16 protein-coding genes are annotated in these 15,912 nt (G+C 58.7%); 4 read left to right on the top strand and 12 right to left on the bottom strand.

Annotation, left to right across the window (positions count from 1 at the left end):
- Positions 1-2: 2 nt before the first annotated feature.
- Together ACTHND_RS10920 and ACTHND_RS10925 are read right to left on the bottom strand one after the other, a co-directional pair.
- Complete coding sequence (locus tag ACTHND_RS10920) at positions 3-761, bottom strand: prephenate dehydrogenase/arogenate dehydrogenase family protein (RefSeq protein ID WP_440177973.1); 759 nt, start codon at positions 759-761, stop codon at positions 3-5.
- Positions 762-904: 143 nt separating this feature from the next.
- Positions 905-1,594, bottom strand: a complete 690-nt coding sequence (locus ACTHND_RS10925) for a hypothetical protein (RefSeq protein WP_440177974.1) — start codon at positions 1,592-1,594, stop codon at positions 905-907.
- Between the two features lie 337 nt (positions 1,595-1,931).
- On the opposite strand from ACTHND_RS10925, the gene ACTHND_RS10930 reads away from it, so the two are divergent.
- Positions 1,932-2,663, top strand: coding sequence for a hypothetical protein (locus tag ACTHND_RS10930; RefSeq protein WP_440177975.1), 732 nt, complete (start codon positions 1,932-1,934; stop codon positions 2,661-2,663).
- Positions 2,664-2,722: 59 nt separating this feature from the next.
- Here the strand turns inward: ACTHND_RS10930 and ACTHND_RS10935 are convergent, their stop codons facing one another.
- Positions 2,723-2,926, bottom strand: a complete 204-nt coding sequence (locus ACTHND_RS10935) for a hypothetical protein (RefSeq protein WP_090646738.1) — start codon at positions 2,924-2,926, stop codon at positions 2,723-2,725.
- A 203-nt stretch (positions 2,927-3,129) separates the two neighbouring features.
- Here ACTHND_RS10935 and ACTHND_RS10940 point away from each other — a divergent pair, with 203 nt between their 5' ends.
- Positions 3,130-4,356 (top strand): M24 family metallopeptidase, encoded by a 1,227-nt coding sequence (locus ACTHND_RS10940; protein ID WP_440177976.1) that lies wholly within the window; start codon positions 3,130-3,132, stop codon positions 4,354-4,356.
- Positions 4,357-4,366: 10 nt separating this feature from the next.
- Here ACTHND_RS10940 and ACTHND_RS10945 read toward each other — a convergent pair whose 3' ends face one another.
- Both ACTHND_RS10945 and ACTHND_RS10950 read right to left on the bottom strand, forming a co-directional pair.
- Positions 4,367-5,020 carry a peptidylprolyl isomerase gene (locus ACTHND_RS10945; protein ID WP_440177977.1) on the bottom strand — a complete coding sequence of 218 codons (654 nt, stop codon included), beginning with the start codon at positions 5,018-5,020 and terminating at the stop codon, positions 4,367-4,369.
- Between the two features lie 98 nt (positions 5,021-5,118).
- Positions 5,119-7,311, bottom strand: a complete 2,193-nt coding sequence (locus ACTHND_RS10950; protein WP_440177978.1) for a glycoside hydrolase family 3 C-terminal domain-containing protein — start codon at positions 7,309-7,311, stop codon at positions 5,119-5,121.
- 177 nt (positions 7,312-7,488) lie between these two features.
- Here ACTHND_RS10950 and ACTHND_RS10955 point away from each other — a divergent pair, with 177 nt between their 5' ends.
- Positions 7,489-8,187: a DUF899 family protein gene (locus ACTHND_RS10955; protein WP_440177979.1), complete on the top strand. Its 699-nt coding sequence runs from the start codon at positions 7,489-7,491 to the stop codon at positions 8,185-8,187.
- On the opposite strand, the gene ACTHND_RS10960 is transcribed toward ACTHND_RS10955, so the two are convergent.
- The 6 genes from ACTHND_RS10960 to ACTHND_RS10985 form a co-directional block, all read right to left on the bottom strand.
- Positions 8,181-8,837, bottom strand: a complete 657-nt coding sequence (locus ACTHND_RS10960) for a DUF6629 family protein (RefSeq protein WP_440177980.1) — start codon at positions 8,835-8,837, stop codon at positions 8,181-8,183. The two genes, ACTHND_RS10955 and ACTHND_RS10960, sit on opposite strands and share 7 nt — an antisense overlap.
- A gap of 58 nt (positions 8,838-8,895) precedes the next feature.
- The gene (locus ACTHND_RS10965; RefSeq protein ID WP_440177981.1) at positions 8,896-9,324 is read right to left on the bottom strand and encodes a hypothetical protein; all 429 of its coding nucleotides are present in this window, start codon (positions 9,322-9,324) and stop codon (positions 8,896-8,898) included.
- Positions 9,325-9,404: 80 nt separating this feature from the next.
- On the bottom strand, positions 9,405-10,052 hold the full coding sequence (locus ACTHND_RS10970; protein WP_440177982.1) for a LuxR family transcriptional regulator: 648 nt from the start codon (positions 10,050-10,052) through the stop codon (positions 9,405-9,407).
- Positions 10,053-10,130: 78 nt separating this feature from the next.
- On the bottom strand, positions 10,131-12,242 hold the full coding sequence (locus ACTHND_RS10975) for an AsmA family protein (protein ID WP_440177983.1): 2,112 nt from the start codon (positions 12,240-12,242) through the stop codon (positions 10,131-10,133).
- A gap of 68 nt (positions 12,243-12,310) precedes the next feature.
- A complete protein-coding gene (locus ACTHND_RS10980) occupies positions 12,311-13,174 on the bottom strand; it encodes a peptidylprolyl isomerase (protein ID WP_440177984.1) in 864 nt (287 codons plus the stop codon).
- Positions 13,175-13,266: 92 nt separating this feature from the next.
- The gene (locus ACTHND_RS10985) at positions 13,267-14,220 is read right to left on the bottom strand and encodes an IS110 family transposase (RefSeq protein WP_440177985.1); all 954 of its coding nucleotides are present in this window, start codon (positions 14,218-14,220) and stop codon (positions 13,267-13,269) included.
- A gap of 256 nt (positions 14,221-14,476) precedes the next feature.
- Between ACTHND_RS10985 and ACTHND_RS10990 the strand changes: the two genes are divergently transcribed.
- Positions 14,477-14,848 carry an endonuclease domain-containing protein gene (locus ACTHND_RS10990; protein ID WP_440177986.1) on the top strand — a complete coding sequence of 124 codons (372 nt, stop codon included), beginning with the start codon at positions 14,477-14,479 and terminating at the stop codon, positions 14,846-14,848.
- A gap of 252 nt (positions 14,849-15,100) precedes the next feature.
- Here ACTHND_RS10990 and ACTHND_RS10995 read toward each other — a convergent pair whose 3' ends face one another.
- Positions 15,101-15,766, bottom strand: a complete 666-nt coding sequence (locus tag ACTHND_RS10995; RefSeq protein WP_440177987.1) for a hypothetical protein — start codon at positions 15,764-15,766, stop codon at positions 15,101-15,103.
- Between the last annotated feature and the right edge of the window lie 146 nt (positions 15,767-15,912).

The following is a 15,912-nucleotide window of genomic DNA, read 5'->3' on the forward strand; positions in this document are numbered from 1 at the left end:
GCCTATTTGCCGCTGTCGTGCGCTTCCAGCCGGTTGCGCAGGGCGTCGATCTCGCTGAAGAAACGTTTGCGGATCTCGGCGGCGAACGGATTATCGCGTTCGATCGACAGGAACAGTTCGTCGGAATCGCCGGAAACCAGGCCGACGCCCTGCATCATCAGGTCGTAGGAGCGCGTGGTGTGAACGGTCGGCAGGGGCTCCAGGCCGCTCAGCACCTTGGCGATCAGGTGGGTCAGGCCCTGCACGGCCGCCAGGGCCTTGTCATGCTGTTCCGGCGTGGCGACGGAGACCTTCAGGTCGAGGGTCTGGCTGAAAAAGCGCACCAGGGTGTCCATGTGGCGCACCCGCACCGGGCACAGGACGATTTCCAGGTCATGAATGCCCTTGCGGGCCGACTGCGGGCCGAACAACGGGTGGGTACACAGGATGGAAGTGGTGGCGGGCAGGGCGTCGACCAGCCATTTGGCCGGCTTGATCTTGACCGAGCCGACATCGATCACCAGTCCGTAAGGCTTTACATAGGGCGCTACAGATTTGGCCAGGGCTTCAAGCGTGCGGATCGGCGTGGCCAGAACCACGATGTCGCAGGCCGCAGCCACCGGCAGGTCGACCAGGCTGACATTGTGACGCCGGGCGAAGGCACGCGCTTCCGGGCTGGGGTCGCAGGCATAGATGTCGAAATAGGGGGAAAGGTGCTTGACGATCAGGCGGCCGAACGCCCCCAGACCAAATAATCCCAATTTGCGAACCGATTTGGACACTTTGTCCCTGCCTCAGATAAAAATGAAGCGCGCGGCGTACCACGAAAGTTTAGGCAAGGCGAGATAAAATATCCGGACGCATGCGTATTCGGGGGCGAATTTAACTGTATCGCCGCGGTTATGTGGACGGATTTGCCGAAAAATCAGTTTCCTGTGAAACGTTTTTTCTTGTCGCCCTTGCCTTTCTTACCGCCCGGCGCCGGCGCTTCGCTGGCAAACTGGGCCGGCGTTTTCAGCAGTTCGTCCGGGGTGATAAAGCCGTCTTCGTTGCTGTCCAGGATGGTGAAGCGCTGGTTCGTCGCATTGAGCCATTCATCGGTCTTGACGCGGAAATCGAGATTGCTGTCGGCGGCGCGGATCGGCTGCGGCTCATCGATCATGCCATATTGCGAGGCGCCCAGGATCTGCTTCTGATAGCGCCCGGCCGTCGGGTCCGTGTTTTCGCCGGAATCATCTGACTGGGCAACGTAGTTTTTAGGCTGTTTGATGCGCGGATCGGTGCGCGTGATCTCCGGGGCCACGTCATTTTCGTAGGCACTGTTTTCCGGGCTGTTGATATAGCCGTCGTGATTGGTGTCGAGCTTATTGAAAAAGGCAGTAGCGTCGTTGACGAATTCATCGTGGCTGATCTTGCCGTCCTTGTCCGTATCGGCCTGCGCGAACCAGGACATCACCGGGTAGGGCTGGCCGGGCGCGGCGCGGAAGGGCTGGCCCGAAGGCGAGAAGAAGATGTTCAGGCTCATCCCCGCGCCGACATAGTCCTGCGCGTGCGCTGCGGTGCCGAGGCCCGCGCCGGCGATGAGAAGCGTAAAAAGGAAGCGGTAAGGGCGCATGGCGATATCACTGTCAAAGGGTGGAGGCTGAAAATCCGTTAGGGTCGTTTTGTGGTCAATTTTAGGCCGTTTTTTAGATTAACCGCCATGAGTTGGATAGGCAAGTGGGCTTTGCAGCAGGGAAAAGCTTGCCGATGCGTTTTTGCCTACAGTAAATTTTGCTTGTATGTATGTTTTCCTTGATATATTCAGAATGAATTGTTGTATATTTCAAGTCATAAATTCGGTATTTTTATTACAATATTGAAATATGAATTAAAATAATATACTGTTAACTTGAATATTTTCTCTTGTGAACTTGCCGGATTTCTTCCTCCGGTATTTTCAGGAGATTAACATGCAGATAGGCAGCACGGCGGGGTCATCCCTCAGCCAGCTATTGTCCCAGATGCAGGCCAAACTGGCGTCCCAAACGTCCTCCGCGTCTTCGACCTCAAGTACCTCCAGTGCTTCTGGCAGCAGTGCGGCGTCGTCCTCGACCCGTTCGACAACCTCTGCATCTTCCACCACCAGTGTCAGCGAAGACTTAAGCTATTTCCTCAGTCAGATGTCCGATCAACTGATGGGCGCCCTGCTGCAAAGCCAGGGGGGTGAAGGCCATCAGGGTGGTCCTGGCCACGGCGGAGATCAGAATGGTCCGCCTTCCCTGTCGGATATGGACAGCGATGGCGATGGCGCGATCAGCAAGACCGAAATGGAAGCCTTCGATACGTCGAAGACCGGCAGCACGGATACGACGCGGGCCGACCAGATGTTCGCATCGATGGATACGGACGGCGACGGGTCGGTCACCTCATCTGAAAAATCGGCCTTCGATGAGCAGATGCAGGCCAATGGTCCGCAAGGTGGCCTTCAGGGGGCCGGCGGCCCACCACCAGGACCACCGCCCGGCGGCATGGGCGATGCGACAGCGACCACTTCGGCCGCAAGCACTTTCAGCAGCACCGATCCCGCGACGGATATCGCCAGCCTGCCCAAGGAATTGCAAAGCGCGATCGAGGCTTACAGTTCCGGCAGCCTGCAATCGATCGCTTCGGCCTCTGCCTCCAGCCTGTCGGTGGCGGCTTAAAAACAGAACGCTTCCCGGCCATCGGCAGGGAAGCGTTTTCATTTGGTGGGGAAAAGGTCTCAGGAACGGTCCGGGAAAAATTCGCGGCGGATCGAGGCCCAGATATAGTCGAGCACCAGATAATAGAAAACGGTCTTGACCAGTTTCACGGTCTGGATGTCGTAGAAATATTGCAGGCCGATGCACAGGATCAGGGTGGCGATCATCACCAGACCGGCAATCATCAGCTTCTTCGGCATCAGCAGTTTTTCAGTCAAAGACATGTACGCGTCTCCACAACTTATGACATTTTAACTTTTACGATCGCCGGATTTATAATCTCTTAACACCGGTTAACGGGCGCGCGTCAATCGAAAAAACTCGCGTGGCAGGTGATGTAACGGGATTTGCGCCCGCTGCCGGTCGTGCTAGCGTCTCTCAATAAGCCGCAAGCATCGAACGCGCGGCAAGCCACATTGGGGGATATATGATCTCGAAACGCGTTTTCCTGACGGGGCTTATGGCCGCGGGCATAGCCGGTCCCGCCATGGCAGAGACAGCCCCCAAATCCCTGGCGGCAAATGCGAGACCTATCGACGCTGCCGAACGGCTGGCCCGCATCAGCAAACTGCAAGGTCTGATGCAGGCGCAGGGCATTGCCGCCCTGCTGGTCGAATCCGGTTCGACGCTCGACTATTTCACCGGCGTCCAGTGGTGGACCTCGGAACGGGTCACGGCGGCGGTCTTGCCGGCAAAAGGGGCAGCCATCATCGTCACCCCCGCCTTCGAGGAACCGAGCGTCCGCGAAACCCTCCAGATCGAAGCCGATGTCCGGCCGTGGAACGAGCATGAAAACCCGGAAGCCCTGATCGTCCAGGCCCTCAGGGACCGTGGCTTTGCGTCGGGTCGCATCGCCATCGAACCCGATGTCCGCTTCTTCATCGTCGATGCCCTGAAGGCACAGGGGGCGGCCTATGAACTGATCTCCGGGCAGGGGCTGGTCAATGCCTGCCGCCAGATCAAATCACCCGCCGAACTGGCCCTGATGCAGGTGGCCAATGACATCACCCTCACGGCCCTGCGCCAGGTCCATGCCGCCATCCAACCCGGCATGACGAGCCACGATATTTCCGCCCTGATGGACCAGGCAACCGTAGCGCTCGGCGGCGCCCCCGAATTCTCGATGGTGCTGCTCAATGAGGCCAGCGCCTATCCGCACGGCTCGAAACAGAAACAGACCGTGCGTGAAGGCTCGGTGATCCTGATGGATTGCGGGTGCAGCGTGCATGGCTACGAGTCGGATATCTCGCGCAGTTGGGTCTATGGCACGCCATCGGCAAAACAGCGCCAGGTGTGGGAAACGGTGAAGCGCGGACAGGAAATCGCGCTGGAAACCGCGCGGATCGGTGTCCCGGTGGGCAGTATAGACGACGCGGTGCGCGCCTTTTACGAAAAGGCAGGCTGGGGACCGGGCTACCGCCTGCCGGGGCTTCCCCACCGCACCGGCCACGGCATCGGCATGGACGGCCACGAGTCGCCCTACCTGGTGCACAGCGACCTGACGCCGCTGGCCGCCGGCATGTGCTTCTCGGATGAGCCGGGGCTCTATATTCTCGGCGAATTCGGCATCCGCCTGGAGGATTGCTGGCACATGACCGAAGACGGCCCGAAGCTCTTCACACCCCTTGCCAGGTCCATCGAGGCGCCAATTTAAGCCAGGCCGATTAGGACGAAGCCGAGGCGGACTCTGAACTGTCCGCAAAGGTTTCGCCGATGCGCTGGGCGCCGGTGATCTCGATGGGTGCAGCCAGCATCTGGCCGGCCCAGCCGCCTTCGCGCGTATGGCTGTCGATCTTGCCCTTGAGGATGGCCTTGACCACGTCCATACCCTTGGTGACATGGCCAAAGGCGGCATAGCCCAGCTTGTCGTCGGAACCGGATTTGCCGGCATCGAGGAAGGTATTGTCGCCGACGCACAGGATGAAGTCGCCGGTTGCGGTGCCGGGGGCGAAGCGCGACATCGAGATAGCGCCGTTAGTATGCGAAAGACCGGTCATCTTGGTCGATTCATGGGCGATCGGCGGGAAGGTCGGCCCCTGGATGCTGGCCTGGATAAAGCCGCTCGGACCGGCATGGGCGGCGCGCCAGAAATTGGCGCCGACAATCTTCCCGGCATCGAGGTAGTGCAGGAAATTGGCGGTGGTCAGCGGGGCCTTTTTCGCTTCCAAGAGGATTTCGATGTCACCCTTGGTCGTAGTCAGGCGCACAGTGACGGTATCCGGCTTCGGCGGCGGGGCAGGCGGCGCCTTTGGCTTTTCAGCGACGGGTGCAGCAGCCTTTTCCGGCTTTTTCGAGCAGGCGGCGATCGCTGTGGCCATAAATGCCAGTCCGGCGCCAATAAATCCCCGTCTTTTCATGCCGTCATCTCCATAACTCAGGCCCGCAGTTATCGAAATTCCGGCGGCTTTGGCAAGCCCTACCGCACCGAAAGTGTCCGCGTCAGTTTGATATCGGCTGAGGACTCGCCGATCATCAGACTGACTGGCGCGGCCTCGACCGTGAAAGTCTTGGCATCGGCGTTCCAGTAGGCCAGTTGCGCCGCCTTCAGCGGTATCGTCACGGTCTTAGTCTCGCCAACCGCCAGATGCACCCGCTTGAAGCCTTCCAGTTCTTTCGCTGGCCGTTCGACCTTAGAATTCGGGTAACCGACATAGAGCTGCACGACCGTATCACCCGCCACCTTGCCGGTATTGCTGACATCGACACTGACCGTGATTTCGCCATCCTGATTGATCTGCGGCGCACTCGTTTTCAGATTGGCATAGCGGAAGGTGGTGTAGCTCAGGCCGTAGCCGAAGGGATAGAGCGGCTTACCTTTGGCGTACATATAGGTCCGACCGTGGCGGATATTATAGTCCATCATCGGCGGCAACTGATCCATCGAAGCCGGCCAGGTGGTGACCAGATGGCCGCCGGGATTGTAATCGCCGAAGATGACCTGCGCCAGTGCCATGCCCTCGTCCTGCGACGAATGAGTCATGTGCAGGATGGCCGGGATGTGTGCCTGTGACCAGTTGATGGTGTAGGGGAAGCTGGAGATCAGCACCATGATGGTCTTCGGATTGGCGGCATAAACAGCCTTCACCAGTTCTTCCTGCGCCAGGGTGAGGGTCTCGCGGTCGCGGCCCTCGCGGCCATCGCCCGGATCGGCGCACGGATTGGTGCCGGCGTCATTCCAGTCATGCGCCATGTTGGGCCCGCAGGTCGGATCATTGCCGACGATGACTATGGCAACGTCGGCGGCCTTTGCGGCGGCCACCGCCTTGCCGTCGGTATTGTCAGCGGCATAGGTCACGGCCACGTCCGGCCCCAGCGCCGCCTTGATGCCGGCCAGCGGGGTGACCGTGTAAGGCGGTGTGCCGCCGTACCAGTCCCAATGCACGCTGTCGGCCAATGGCCCGATGACGGCCACCGATTTCAGCGTTTGTTTCTGCAAGGGCAGCGCGCCCTTGTCGTTCTTCAGCAGGACTACGGATTCCAGCGCGATCTGCTTGGACACATCGCGGCTGGCGTCGGTATTCCACGGTTCGACCCCATCATGGATTTTCGACCAGGGCACCATTTCCGGCGGATCGAGCAGGCCCAGTTTGATGGCGATGCGCATCTTGCGGCGCACGGCATAGTCGACATCGGCCGTGGTCAGCGAGCCATCGGCCAGCGCCGCATGGACCTCGTCCTTGTAGACATCAAGAAACTGATTGATCCCGGCCTTGACGCTGGCCACCACGGCGTCCTTCTGGTTGGGGAAGGTCTTGTGCCATTTGACGAGATTGGTCACCGCGCCGCCATCGGAAGACAGCACCTCGACGCCCCAATGTTTCGTCAGGATACTGTTGAGGATCGGATGGATGGTCATTGGTGTACCGTTCCAGCTATTGTAGGACGCCATGACGGCCCTGGCGCCGCCGTCCTCGAAGGCCATGCGGAAGGGCACGGAATAATATTCCCAGAACAGCCGCTCGTCGAAATCGGACGATGACCAGCTACGGCCGTTTTCATTGCTGTTGGCCAGGAAGTGCTTCAGCAGGGCGGCGGACTGCCAGTATTTCGGCGCACTTTCAGATTCTTGGCCTTGCAACCCCTTCACGAAGGCCGTCGCCATGGTGCCGTTGAAAAACGGGTCTTCGCCATAGACCTCCTCGCTGCGGCCCCAGCGGGGATCGCGCGCCAGGTCGGATTGCGGCCCCCACAGCATCAGGATCTGCCGGCCGTATTTTTCGGTTTGCGAGATATAGCGCGCTTCATAGCCTTCCACGCCGGCAGCCTTTTGCACGATGTCCGGGTCCCAGGTTTCGCCCATGCCGGGTGGCTGCGGGAACTGGGTGGTGGTGATCGGCGCCAGGTCGCGCTTGCCGCCGCCGCGCTGGACGACGCCGTGAATGCCTTCCGAACTGCCGATATTGGGGATGCCGAGGCGCGGCACACCGGTCTGGGTGCCTAAGATGTCGATCTTCTCGTCGATCGTCATCAGGGAGAGGATATTGTCGATACGCTGCTCGGTCGCCAGATCCGGATTGCGGAAGGGGTATGTGTCTTGTGCCACCACTGGTGAGGCCAGACAAACCGTAGACACCGCCAGCGCGAGCGCGCGCCACATTTGACCTGACATGCGTATCTTCTCCTGAAATTCCTGCTTCTCGGTTGGCGCGATTTTACCGGCACAACGGGCAGTTATCGGTGAAATTTGTCATACGAAAATGGCGCTGGCAAGCTTCAATTCCGGCGCGTGCTGCTGCCATATCCGGGTGACGGACGGCGTAAAATTCGCAAAACCGGAGGCACCGCCATGACCGACACGCTGATCCCCGCCGCCGAACTGGCACGCGACAATCCCGTCCGTATCCGCAATGAAAGCGCCGAATATCGCGCCGCCCGAACCGCGCTGTTGGCCGAGGAGATCGAGTTGCGCCGACATCTGGAGCGTGTCGCCGCCCAGCGCCGCGCCCTGCCGCCGGGCGGTCCGGTCGAGGGCGATTACCGGTTCATGGGCGAGGATGGCCCGGTCGATTTCGCCGGCCTGTTCGGTGATAAACAGACCCTGGCCATCTATAGCTACATGTTCGGTCCGCAGCGGGAGAAGCCGTGCCCAATGTGTACCAACCTGCTGGGGCCACTCGATGCCAATGCCGAAGACCTGGCGCAGCGGATATCTCTGGTCGTCGTGGCGCGTTCACCGATCGAGAAATTGCAGGCTTGGAAGGTGCATCGCGGGTGGAAGCATCTGCGGCTCTATAGCGACCTGAATGATAATTATTCGCGCGACTATTTCGGTATCTTGCCCGATGGTTCCGAGATTCCGGCCTTCAATTTTTTCACCCGGCGAGACGGCACGATCCGTCATTTCTGGTCGGGTGAGATGACCGGTCAGACCGCCGATCCGGGCCAGGATCCGCGCGGCGCACCGGACATGGCGCCTTTATGGAACGTGCTTGACTGTACGCCGGAAGGTCGCGGCGAAACCTGGTATCCGAAGCTAAATTACTGAGCCGCAACCGCCTCGGCCACCATCCGCGCGCGGCGGAAATGGTAATAGATCAAGGCGCTGACCAGGGCGGCGAAGAAGCACCACACCGACGGCCAGTTCAGGTGGTAGAAGCTGTAGGCGACGCCGAAGCCGCCGACCATGGCGACGCCGATCCAGCGCACACTGCGATGCGACGACAGAAAATAAGCGGCGCAGGTGGCGATGACATAGGCCGAACGCACCAATAGCCCGCCGCCGAACGGATTGGAGTAAACCAGGCAGTGATTGACCACCGCGACCTCCACGCCAAAGCGCAGGATGATGATAAAGGTGCCGATCGCCACAATCACGCCGACGGCGAATACGCCCATCATCAGGCGCTTGCGCAGGCGATCAGGCTCGATCAGCAGGATACCAAACGGAATCACCATCGGCCAGATAACGCCGATGAAAAAGGCGTAGACCTGCACCAGCAGATGAGACGCGCCGCCGGTGCCGATCTGCGGCAGCAGCAGCCACAACACGCCTTCTACAAACTGCTGCACAGCAAACAAAAGCGGCACGCTGGCCAACGGCTGCTCGGTTGCGGTACGGGTCTCCCGCAGGGCCAGCGCCCCGGCCCCGGCGACAAAGGCACTGGCGGCAAAACTCACGGGCGCGGAAAAACACATGCAGGTCAAACCCCTTGATTGTTGTGGTCAGCTTAGGGGCTTCGGCGGCATTGTAAACCTAATTCCGGCCCAGGCGTCGGCGTTCCACGCTCCACATGCCGGCCATCAGGGCGAAGGTGATGCCATAACCACTCCATAAAACGACCGCCGTAATCTGGGTATACATATCGACATGTGAAGAGAGGTGGACGGCGAAATGTGAAATGATCGCATTTAGCTGGAAAGCGGCAATGAAAAGCGTCCAGATACGCCTTGACCACAGGGATAGGATGGCGAAGGCGATGAACACAATCGTATCGACCATAATCAAGCCGAGGCCATCATAAACGCCTGGCTGGAGCATATCTGCCAGTATGCTGAAGCCAAACCCAACAAACATGATGCCGCCGCCCCAGCGTTCGGGGGCGCCGCCGCGCCACAAGGCCCATATGCAAGTGACGATGAGCAGAATCGTTCCCGTCCATCCCCAGATAAAGTGGATCGTCATGCGTTATTCCGCCATGCTTTCATTCTGATCCGGCAGAAATTCCTCAGAAACGCCAAAGAGGAATCGCCAGACCTGCCCCCTCAGCCGATCTGGCGATTCAAAACCTGAAGACCTTCCAGCGTGCCAATGACCGCCGCGATGAGCCCGCTGACCACAACGGCAGAGAGTACCCCCACGATCACGATCAGCCCCAGCCACTGAAAGGCGTTCAGCCGGGCCAGCCTCTGTTCGAGACTGTCCCCTCGTCGGTCAACCAGGCGGTCGCCGCGATCAGGTCGAACAGGGCCGCTTCCGCGCCACTGGTCTGGTGCAGGATCTGGAGATCCTCCAGTATGCTCCGGATCGAGGACTGCTTCTGCGGCACCGCCATCTCGCGCCAGGCCAGTTCGAGCTGATCCCAGCGGATCGCCATGTGCGACGGGTTTGGAGAGAGCGGCTTGTTCATGCGGCAAGCCTATTTCGCCTGCTTCATCGCCCGCCATCGGTCCCGCTGACCATCGGTCGTCACGACCGAGGGCGGTCTCATATGCTGCCAGCAGCCGGGCGGCATCGCGGCTGGTGGCCACGCCCAGCCGGCGGCGTATTTCTTCGGTATGGGTCTTGACCGTGCGTTCGCTGATATTCAGAGCGCGCGCAATTTCCTTGGTCTGGTAGTGCTGGTAAACCAGCCGCAGGATTTCCTTGTGGCGTTGTGTCAGCGCCTCTATGCCCGCCGCCTCGTTCTCCATCCCGATCTCCCGCACGCACCTTCACCGAACCGTTCATAGCCTGAAAAGACGGACTATTTCCAGACGGTAATATCCAGCCTATTTCTGAACAGGTGGCGGAACGGCTTTTTTAGCGGCCGCTTTTGTGGTGGTCGGCGTCCCTTTGGCCTGCATATCCGCCATCAGACCTGAGCAATTGGCATTCTTGGCGTAATCGATGCCGACGAAGGGCAGCAGGGTATTCAGCGCCAGGGCCAGGCCGCCCTGAACCACCGCCGGACCGGGATCGACGCCGAATTTCGGCGCCGATAAATGCCCGCCTACGACAATCGGCACATTGATACGCGTCAGGCGGAATTTCTTCGGCTTGCCCTTAAAGACCAGCTTCAGGCGCTCGTCGTTTAGATTGATCGTGCCGCTGCCGCTGACCCGCGTGACGCCGGTATCGAAAACCGCATTGTTCGTCTGCATGATGCCGTTGCGGATCTGAAAATCGGCCACGCCGCAACGCACCTCGGTTTCGTGCGGATCCTTCGTCAGGAGCTGGAACAGCCCCTTGGTGGCATTGACGCCCATCAGTTCGGCGAAGCTCTGGCGGATCGTGCCGCTCGGCATGACCAGGGTAAGCTGGCCATTGGCATTCGCCGCCGCCTTATGCACCGAATTGCCCGTGCCGCTGGCTTTCACCCTCGCATCGAGAATGCCTTCCAGGGGTTTCGAGCCACCGATAGCGGGCACGAAATCCTGCACGGCCAGGCCGGTCAGGCGCATATCGAGGCTGTTCTGCTGCACGGCCTTGCGGGCATCGATCCGCGCCGTGCCCTGCAAACGGCCCTGCGGGAAGCTGAATTCGACCGGATCGAGCACCAGCAGACCATGATCGAGATCGACGCCCAGACTGACCTCGCGCAGCGGCAGTTTGGGGCTGGCCTTCACCGACAGCGCCTTGTAGCGCACCTTCGCATCCATGCCGCGGACGCGATCGATATCGAGCGTGGCGTCCGGCAGCAGGTGGCGCGCGATCGTCGGTGCGGTCGGGGTGGCTGAAATCTCGGCCCCTTGCGGCGCGTTGGCCGCCGTGGCGCCAAACAGCGAGCCTAAGTCCTTGAAATCGAGCAAACGCGAGCGCAGGTCACCGGTCAGGTAAGGGCGGTTATTGCGACTGGTATCGACCTTGAGCGCGCCTTCCAGATCGCTGCCGCCGACCCGGCCATTGATGCCGGCAATATCATAGATGCGGTCATTGCGGGTGACATTGGCGGCAATCCGATAGGCCGGAGTGTTTGGCAGGCTCAGGCCGGTGAGGTAATAAAGATCGGCCAGATCGCGGCCACTCACCGTCACCGCGCCGGCCAGTTCGCCGAGATTGAATGGATGCAGCACGCGACCCTTGGCCGTGATCCGCGTATCGCCGGCGCGCACCGCCATATCGAACGGATAGGGCACGCTGGTGCGGACATTGAGCAATGGCCCACCGGTGGCATTCAGCTCGAACCGGCGATTGTTCAGGCTGCCATCACCCGTGAGCGCAAAGGCCTGGCCGCCGGCATTGGTCGTCTCATGGGCATTGACCGTGCCGGTAAAGGTCAGCTTGCGCTGGAGGCTGGTCAGGGTCAGGTGGCCGTCCGTGATGATGAAATTCCGGATCGGCGGCAGTCTGGTCGGTTTCCCCTTATTGCGGCCATCGCTGAAATCCCAGTTGGCGCGGCCTTCCCTATCCTGGAAAAGCTGTACGTTCGGCCGGTTGATCTCCAGGCGCGGCAGCACGATGCGGCCGATAAACATCGGCATCAGTTCGGCGGTGACGGCCACATGATCGACCTCCGCCAGATAGGGCTTCAAACCGGCTTTAACGCCCCAGTCCGGCTGGCCGATTTTCAAACCGCCGACCGTGGCGGAAGGCGTAAGGCTGAACAGGTGGACGCGCAGATTGCCGTCGATCGTTACTGGCCGGTGCAGCTTGCCCGAAGCGATGGACGCCACAAACAGCCGTGCCCAGTTCCAGTCCGGCTGCGCCAGGAGGATCAGCAGGGCGCCGATAATCAGCACGATCGCCGCCAGCAGGCCCTGGCCCCAGCGCGGCAGGGCACGGATGCGCAGCCACAGCGCCTGCTGCAGTTGTTTCAGCCATGTCCACGCGCGGCGCAGCACGTCGAGGACGCGGCCCTCGATATCGGCGATGCGCCGTCCGATGTCTGCCTTGCTCATCATGGGCAAAGCGTAGGCAGGCCGATATCAGGAATCGATCAGTTTGTACGCGCCGGACTCTACTAAGTCGGTTAGGTAATCCGATGCGCCGAGGTGATAACCACTGGCGTCACCAGGTTTTCACCCTTGAGGCGGCTTTTCAGGATGCGTTTGACGATATCCATGCCGGAGACCACATGGCCGAAGACGGCATAGCCCTGCTTGTCTGGCGTGGCCGTGCCGCCGGCATCGAGATAGGTCATGTCGCCGACGCAGATGGTGAACTCGTTCGACGCCGTGCCGATGGCATAGCGCGCGGTGGAGATGGCACCATCGACATGCGAAAGGCCGGTCTGGGTGGTCGGTTCGTGCGGGATCGGCGGATAGGTCCGGTCGCCGCTGTTGAACTGGATAAAGCCGGCGTCCCCGGCGCGAATGGCGCGATAAAAGGTGCCGGCATCCAGCTTGTGCGTATCGACATAGTGGAGGAAATTGGCCGTCGATTGCGGTGCGTGCTTGCCGTCAACTTCGAGGACGATCTGCCCTTCGCTGGTCTCGATCGCCACGCGCACCGTATCGGGCGGTACGTCGAGGCCGGTCTCCGGCAGGCGTTTTGGTAAAGCCGGCGCCGGTGGAGCTGTCTCAGTGGGTTTCTGGCAGGCGAAAAGGCCGAGCGCGCCGGTTAAGGTCAGAAATTGCCGCCGGATCATGGCTGTCTCCCTGGTTCGGCGGCAGTCTGGCAAATCCCGGCGCGCGGGGGAAGTCCTTTTTGGTCGGTCTGTCAGGCGTAAAGTGGCCGTGGCAAAGGCGCGGCAGGTGCGTTCGCCCTCCAGAAAGGTTTCGGGCATGTCGATGGATTCGACGGCCTCGGCCACCAGACCGGCGAAGGCGCGCAACCGCGCGCGGGCCGCCTTCAGCTCCGTCTGGTCGTTGTCGATTTCGTCTGCCCCGTCCATCGGGTGATTATGCGGGCGATTGCGTAGACGGGGAGAAATGTTACTTATACCTCCCCAGCTTTTTGGGCAACTGTGTTTGAGTATGGCTTGGATCAGGTGATCTGCGCCATTTCTTTTGTCTGCCAGTTTGAGTTTTTAGCGATCATAGCGTTGAGTGCTGTGATCATCCACCTCGCAATGGCAATGAGGGCGCACTTTTTTTGTTTTCCTCTGCTTGTGAGGGCGTGATAGCGGTCTTTTACGTCGGCTTTTGATCGGCTTGCGGTTACGGCAGCGGCGAAGAGGAGGTGGCGGATGTGGCGCCTTCCGCCCCATATGGTTCTTTTTCCCCTGAATGTTCCGCTATCCCTTGGATGAGGGGCCAGTCCGGTCAGGCTTGCGATCTGTTTTCGGTTTCTGTGTCCGAGCTCAGGCAAATCCGCGATCAGGGTTGCTGCGGTAACCGGTCCGATGCCTGGCGCACTTTGCAGGCAGACAGAGGCTTTGCGGAAGTCAGAGTTGGCCTCGATCAGTTCGCGGATTACGGCTTCAATGCTGCGGATTTGCTGATCAAGGATGCTGAGCATGTGGTCGAGGCTTTGGCATATCCAGGGATCATTGCAGAACTGATGTCTACGGGTACGTTCCTGCTTGCGCATTTCGACCATCTGCCGGCGCCTGCTGAGATACAGGCTGAGCCTAACCCGTTCGGTCGAGCGAGGTTGTGACGGTGCCGGCTTTAGGGCCTGCGTCATATGGGCCAGCATGGCTGCATCAACGCGGTCTGTCTTGGCGCGTCGGCCTGAGGCTTTAGCAAAGTCTCTGGCGTCTCTGGGGTTTACGCGGACAAAGGCACCCTGACGCCGCTCCAGTTCTGTGTGCAGGGTCTGGTCAACACGGCTTGTAGCTTCGAACACGACAAGACGTTGGGTGTCGAGGCCATCCAGCCAGGCTGTGATGGCATCAGTGTGGTTATCGATCTGAAAGTAACGCGAAGTTTGACTGTCGAAGATGTCGAGTGTCGCTTTGGAAACATCGACGCCAATGGGAAATTGGTGCAAGGTCATGGGGCCTGTCCTTGTCAATACGGGGTCGGTGGCGACCGCCCCTGGCAACTGTTCAGGTTTGGTGTGAAGCCGCCGGGGACTAAGCCCAGAAACGATCTCTAAGGGATCGGGGTTTGGACAGTCTCCCGGCGACGATCCTCACAATAGCATACCCACAACAGACAGGGCTTGGCGCCAGCGAAAGTATAGCTTTCGCAAGCCATGGGATTGTCCGGCGTAGCCCTTAGGCGAAGACGGATGGTGGGGTTTCTTTCTTATGACCGACGTACCAAAACGCAAAACCGCAGTGGCCCGGCAGATGCGCAAGGCCCTGACTGGCCCGGAATGGCTGCTGTGGGAACGCCTGAAATTGCGGCTGGATGACGGTCTGGTCTTCAAGCGCCAGCACGCTCTCGGCCCTTATATTCTCGACTTTTATTGCTTCAAGGCGCGACTGGCGATCGAGGTTGACGGCGCGACGCACGGCGAGGACGCCACTGTGGTAAAAGACGCGCAACGCGACGCCTATCTGCGCGGCGAAGGTCTTGAGGTTTATCGTTTGCCGGCCGCAGAGGTTTACCGCGATGTAGAAGCCGTGGCTGATGGCATCCGGCTGCTGGCGCTGGAACGGGCCACACAACGCAGATAAATCTCTTATACCTCCCCGGCTCCGCCGGGGAGGGGGACCGACGCGCTCTTGCGCGTTGGTGGTGGGGTTTCTTGCTTAAAAAAATGTGGCGGCTTGACGGTCGCGCGGCACGGGCTTTGGCAGGAAGAAAGCCAGAAGCCCCACCACCATTTCGCTTCGCGGAACTGCGTTTCGCTGCGCTCATGGTCCCCCTCCCCGACAAGTCGGGGAGGTATAAGAAATTTAATACCACTCCAAAAATTGTTTGAGAATTTACAAATCCGACAAATCTATATCTACTTTTGATAATAACCAGCCAAATGGAAAATGGTGACCCGTATAGCAGTTAGGACAATCCAATTTTTCGCCAATTAATAATCTAGCCATATCTCGTTTTTTTACGCGAATTTGCGATGAACACTGTAGGCAATTTAGGAAATCTATAAAATCAGAATTTATAAATTTCAAATATTTAGATTTTCCTTTAATAAATAAAGCTTCGTACGCACCTATTGATGTAAAAAGCATCCAATTTTTATATTTTTTATTTGTTGATTTCATTCTTGAATACAATTCAATTTGCATTACATTTAGAAAAAGCAAAAGAAGAGACATTTTTGGATATACAATTTCATAAACATCATTATCTCTATAGTCTTTAAATATGAAATTGATATTATAATTTTCTGTTTGTATTTTTGAATATTCGGTTGTTAAATGTGTGGCCTTGTCAAACAAAGATGCCATTCCATTCTCGTTATCTCTTGAGAAGACATTGTTGTAGATAAATTCGGAATTGGTATAGCTGGCGAAATGACAAGCTTTCGCAGCCTTATCAAGTAAGGATTTTATACCTGATTCATCAAGTGTTTTGCGATTTAAAAGATTTTTAGCATCTAATTTTAATCTATTCAAAAATGCAGTTTCATCCGCGCACATCTGCGCAACTAGGGCGTAAACCCATAAACGGGATTCCCATTTAGAACTGATCGTGATTCAAGGCTTCCGGTGAACAGGGAGCCTTTTTCATGACGCGTCGCCGCTACGAGTTGACCGATACAGAATGGGATGTCATCGCGCCTTTG

The organism is Asticcacaulis sp., from assembly GCF_051954415.1.
Lineage (GTDB): Bacteria > Pseudomonadota > Alphaproteobacteria > Caulobacterales > Caulobacteraceae > Asticcacaulis.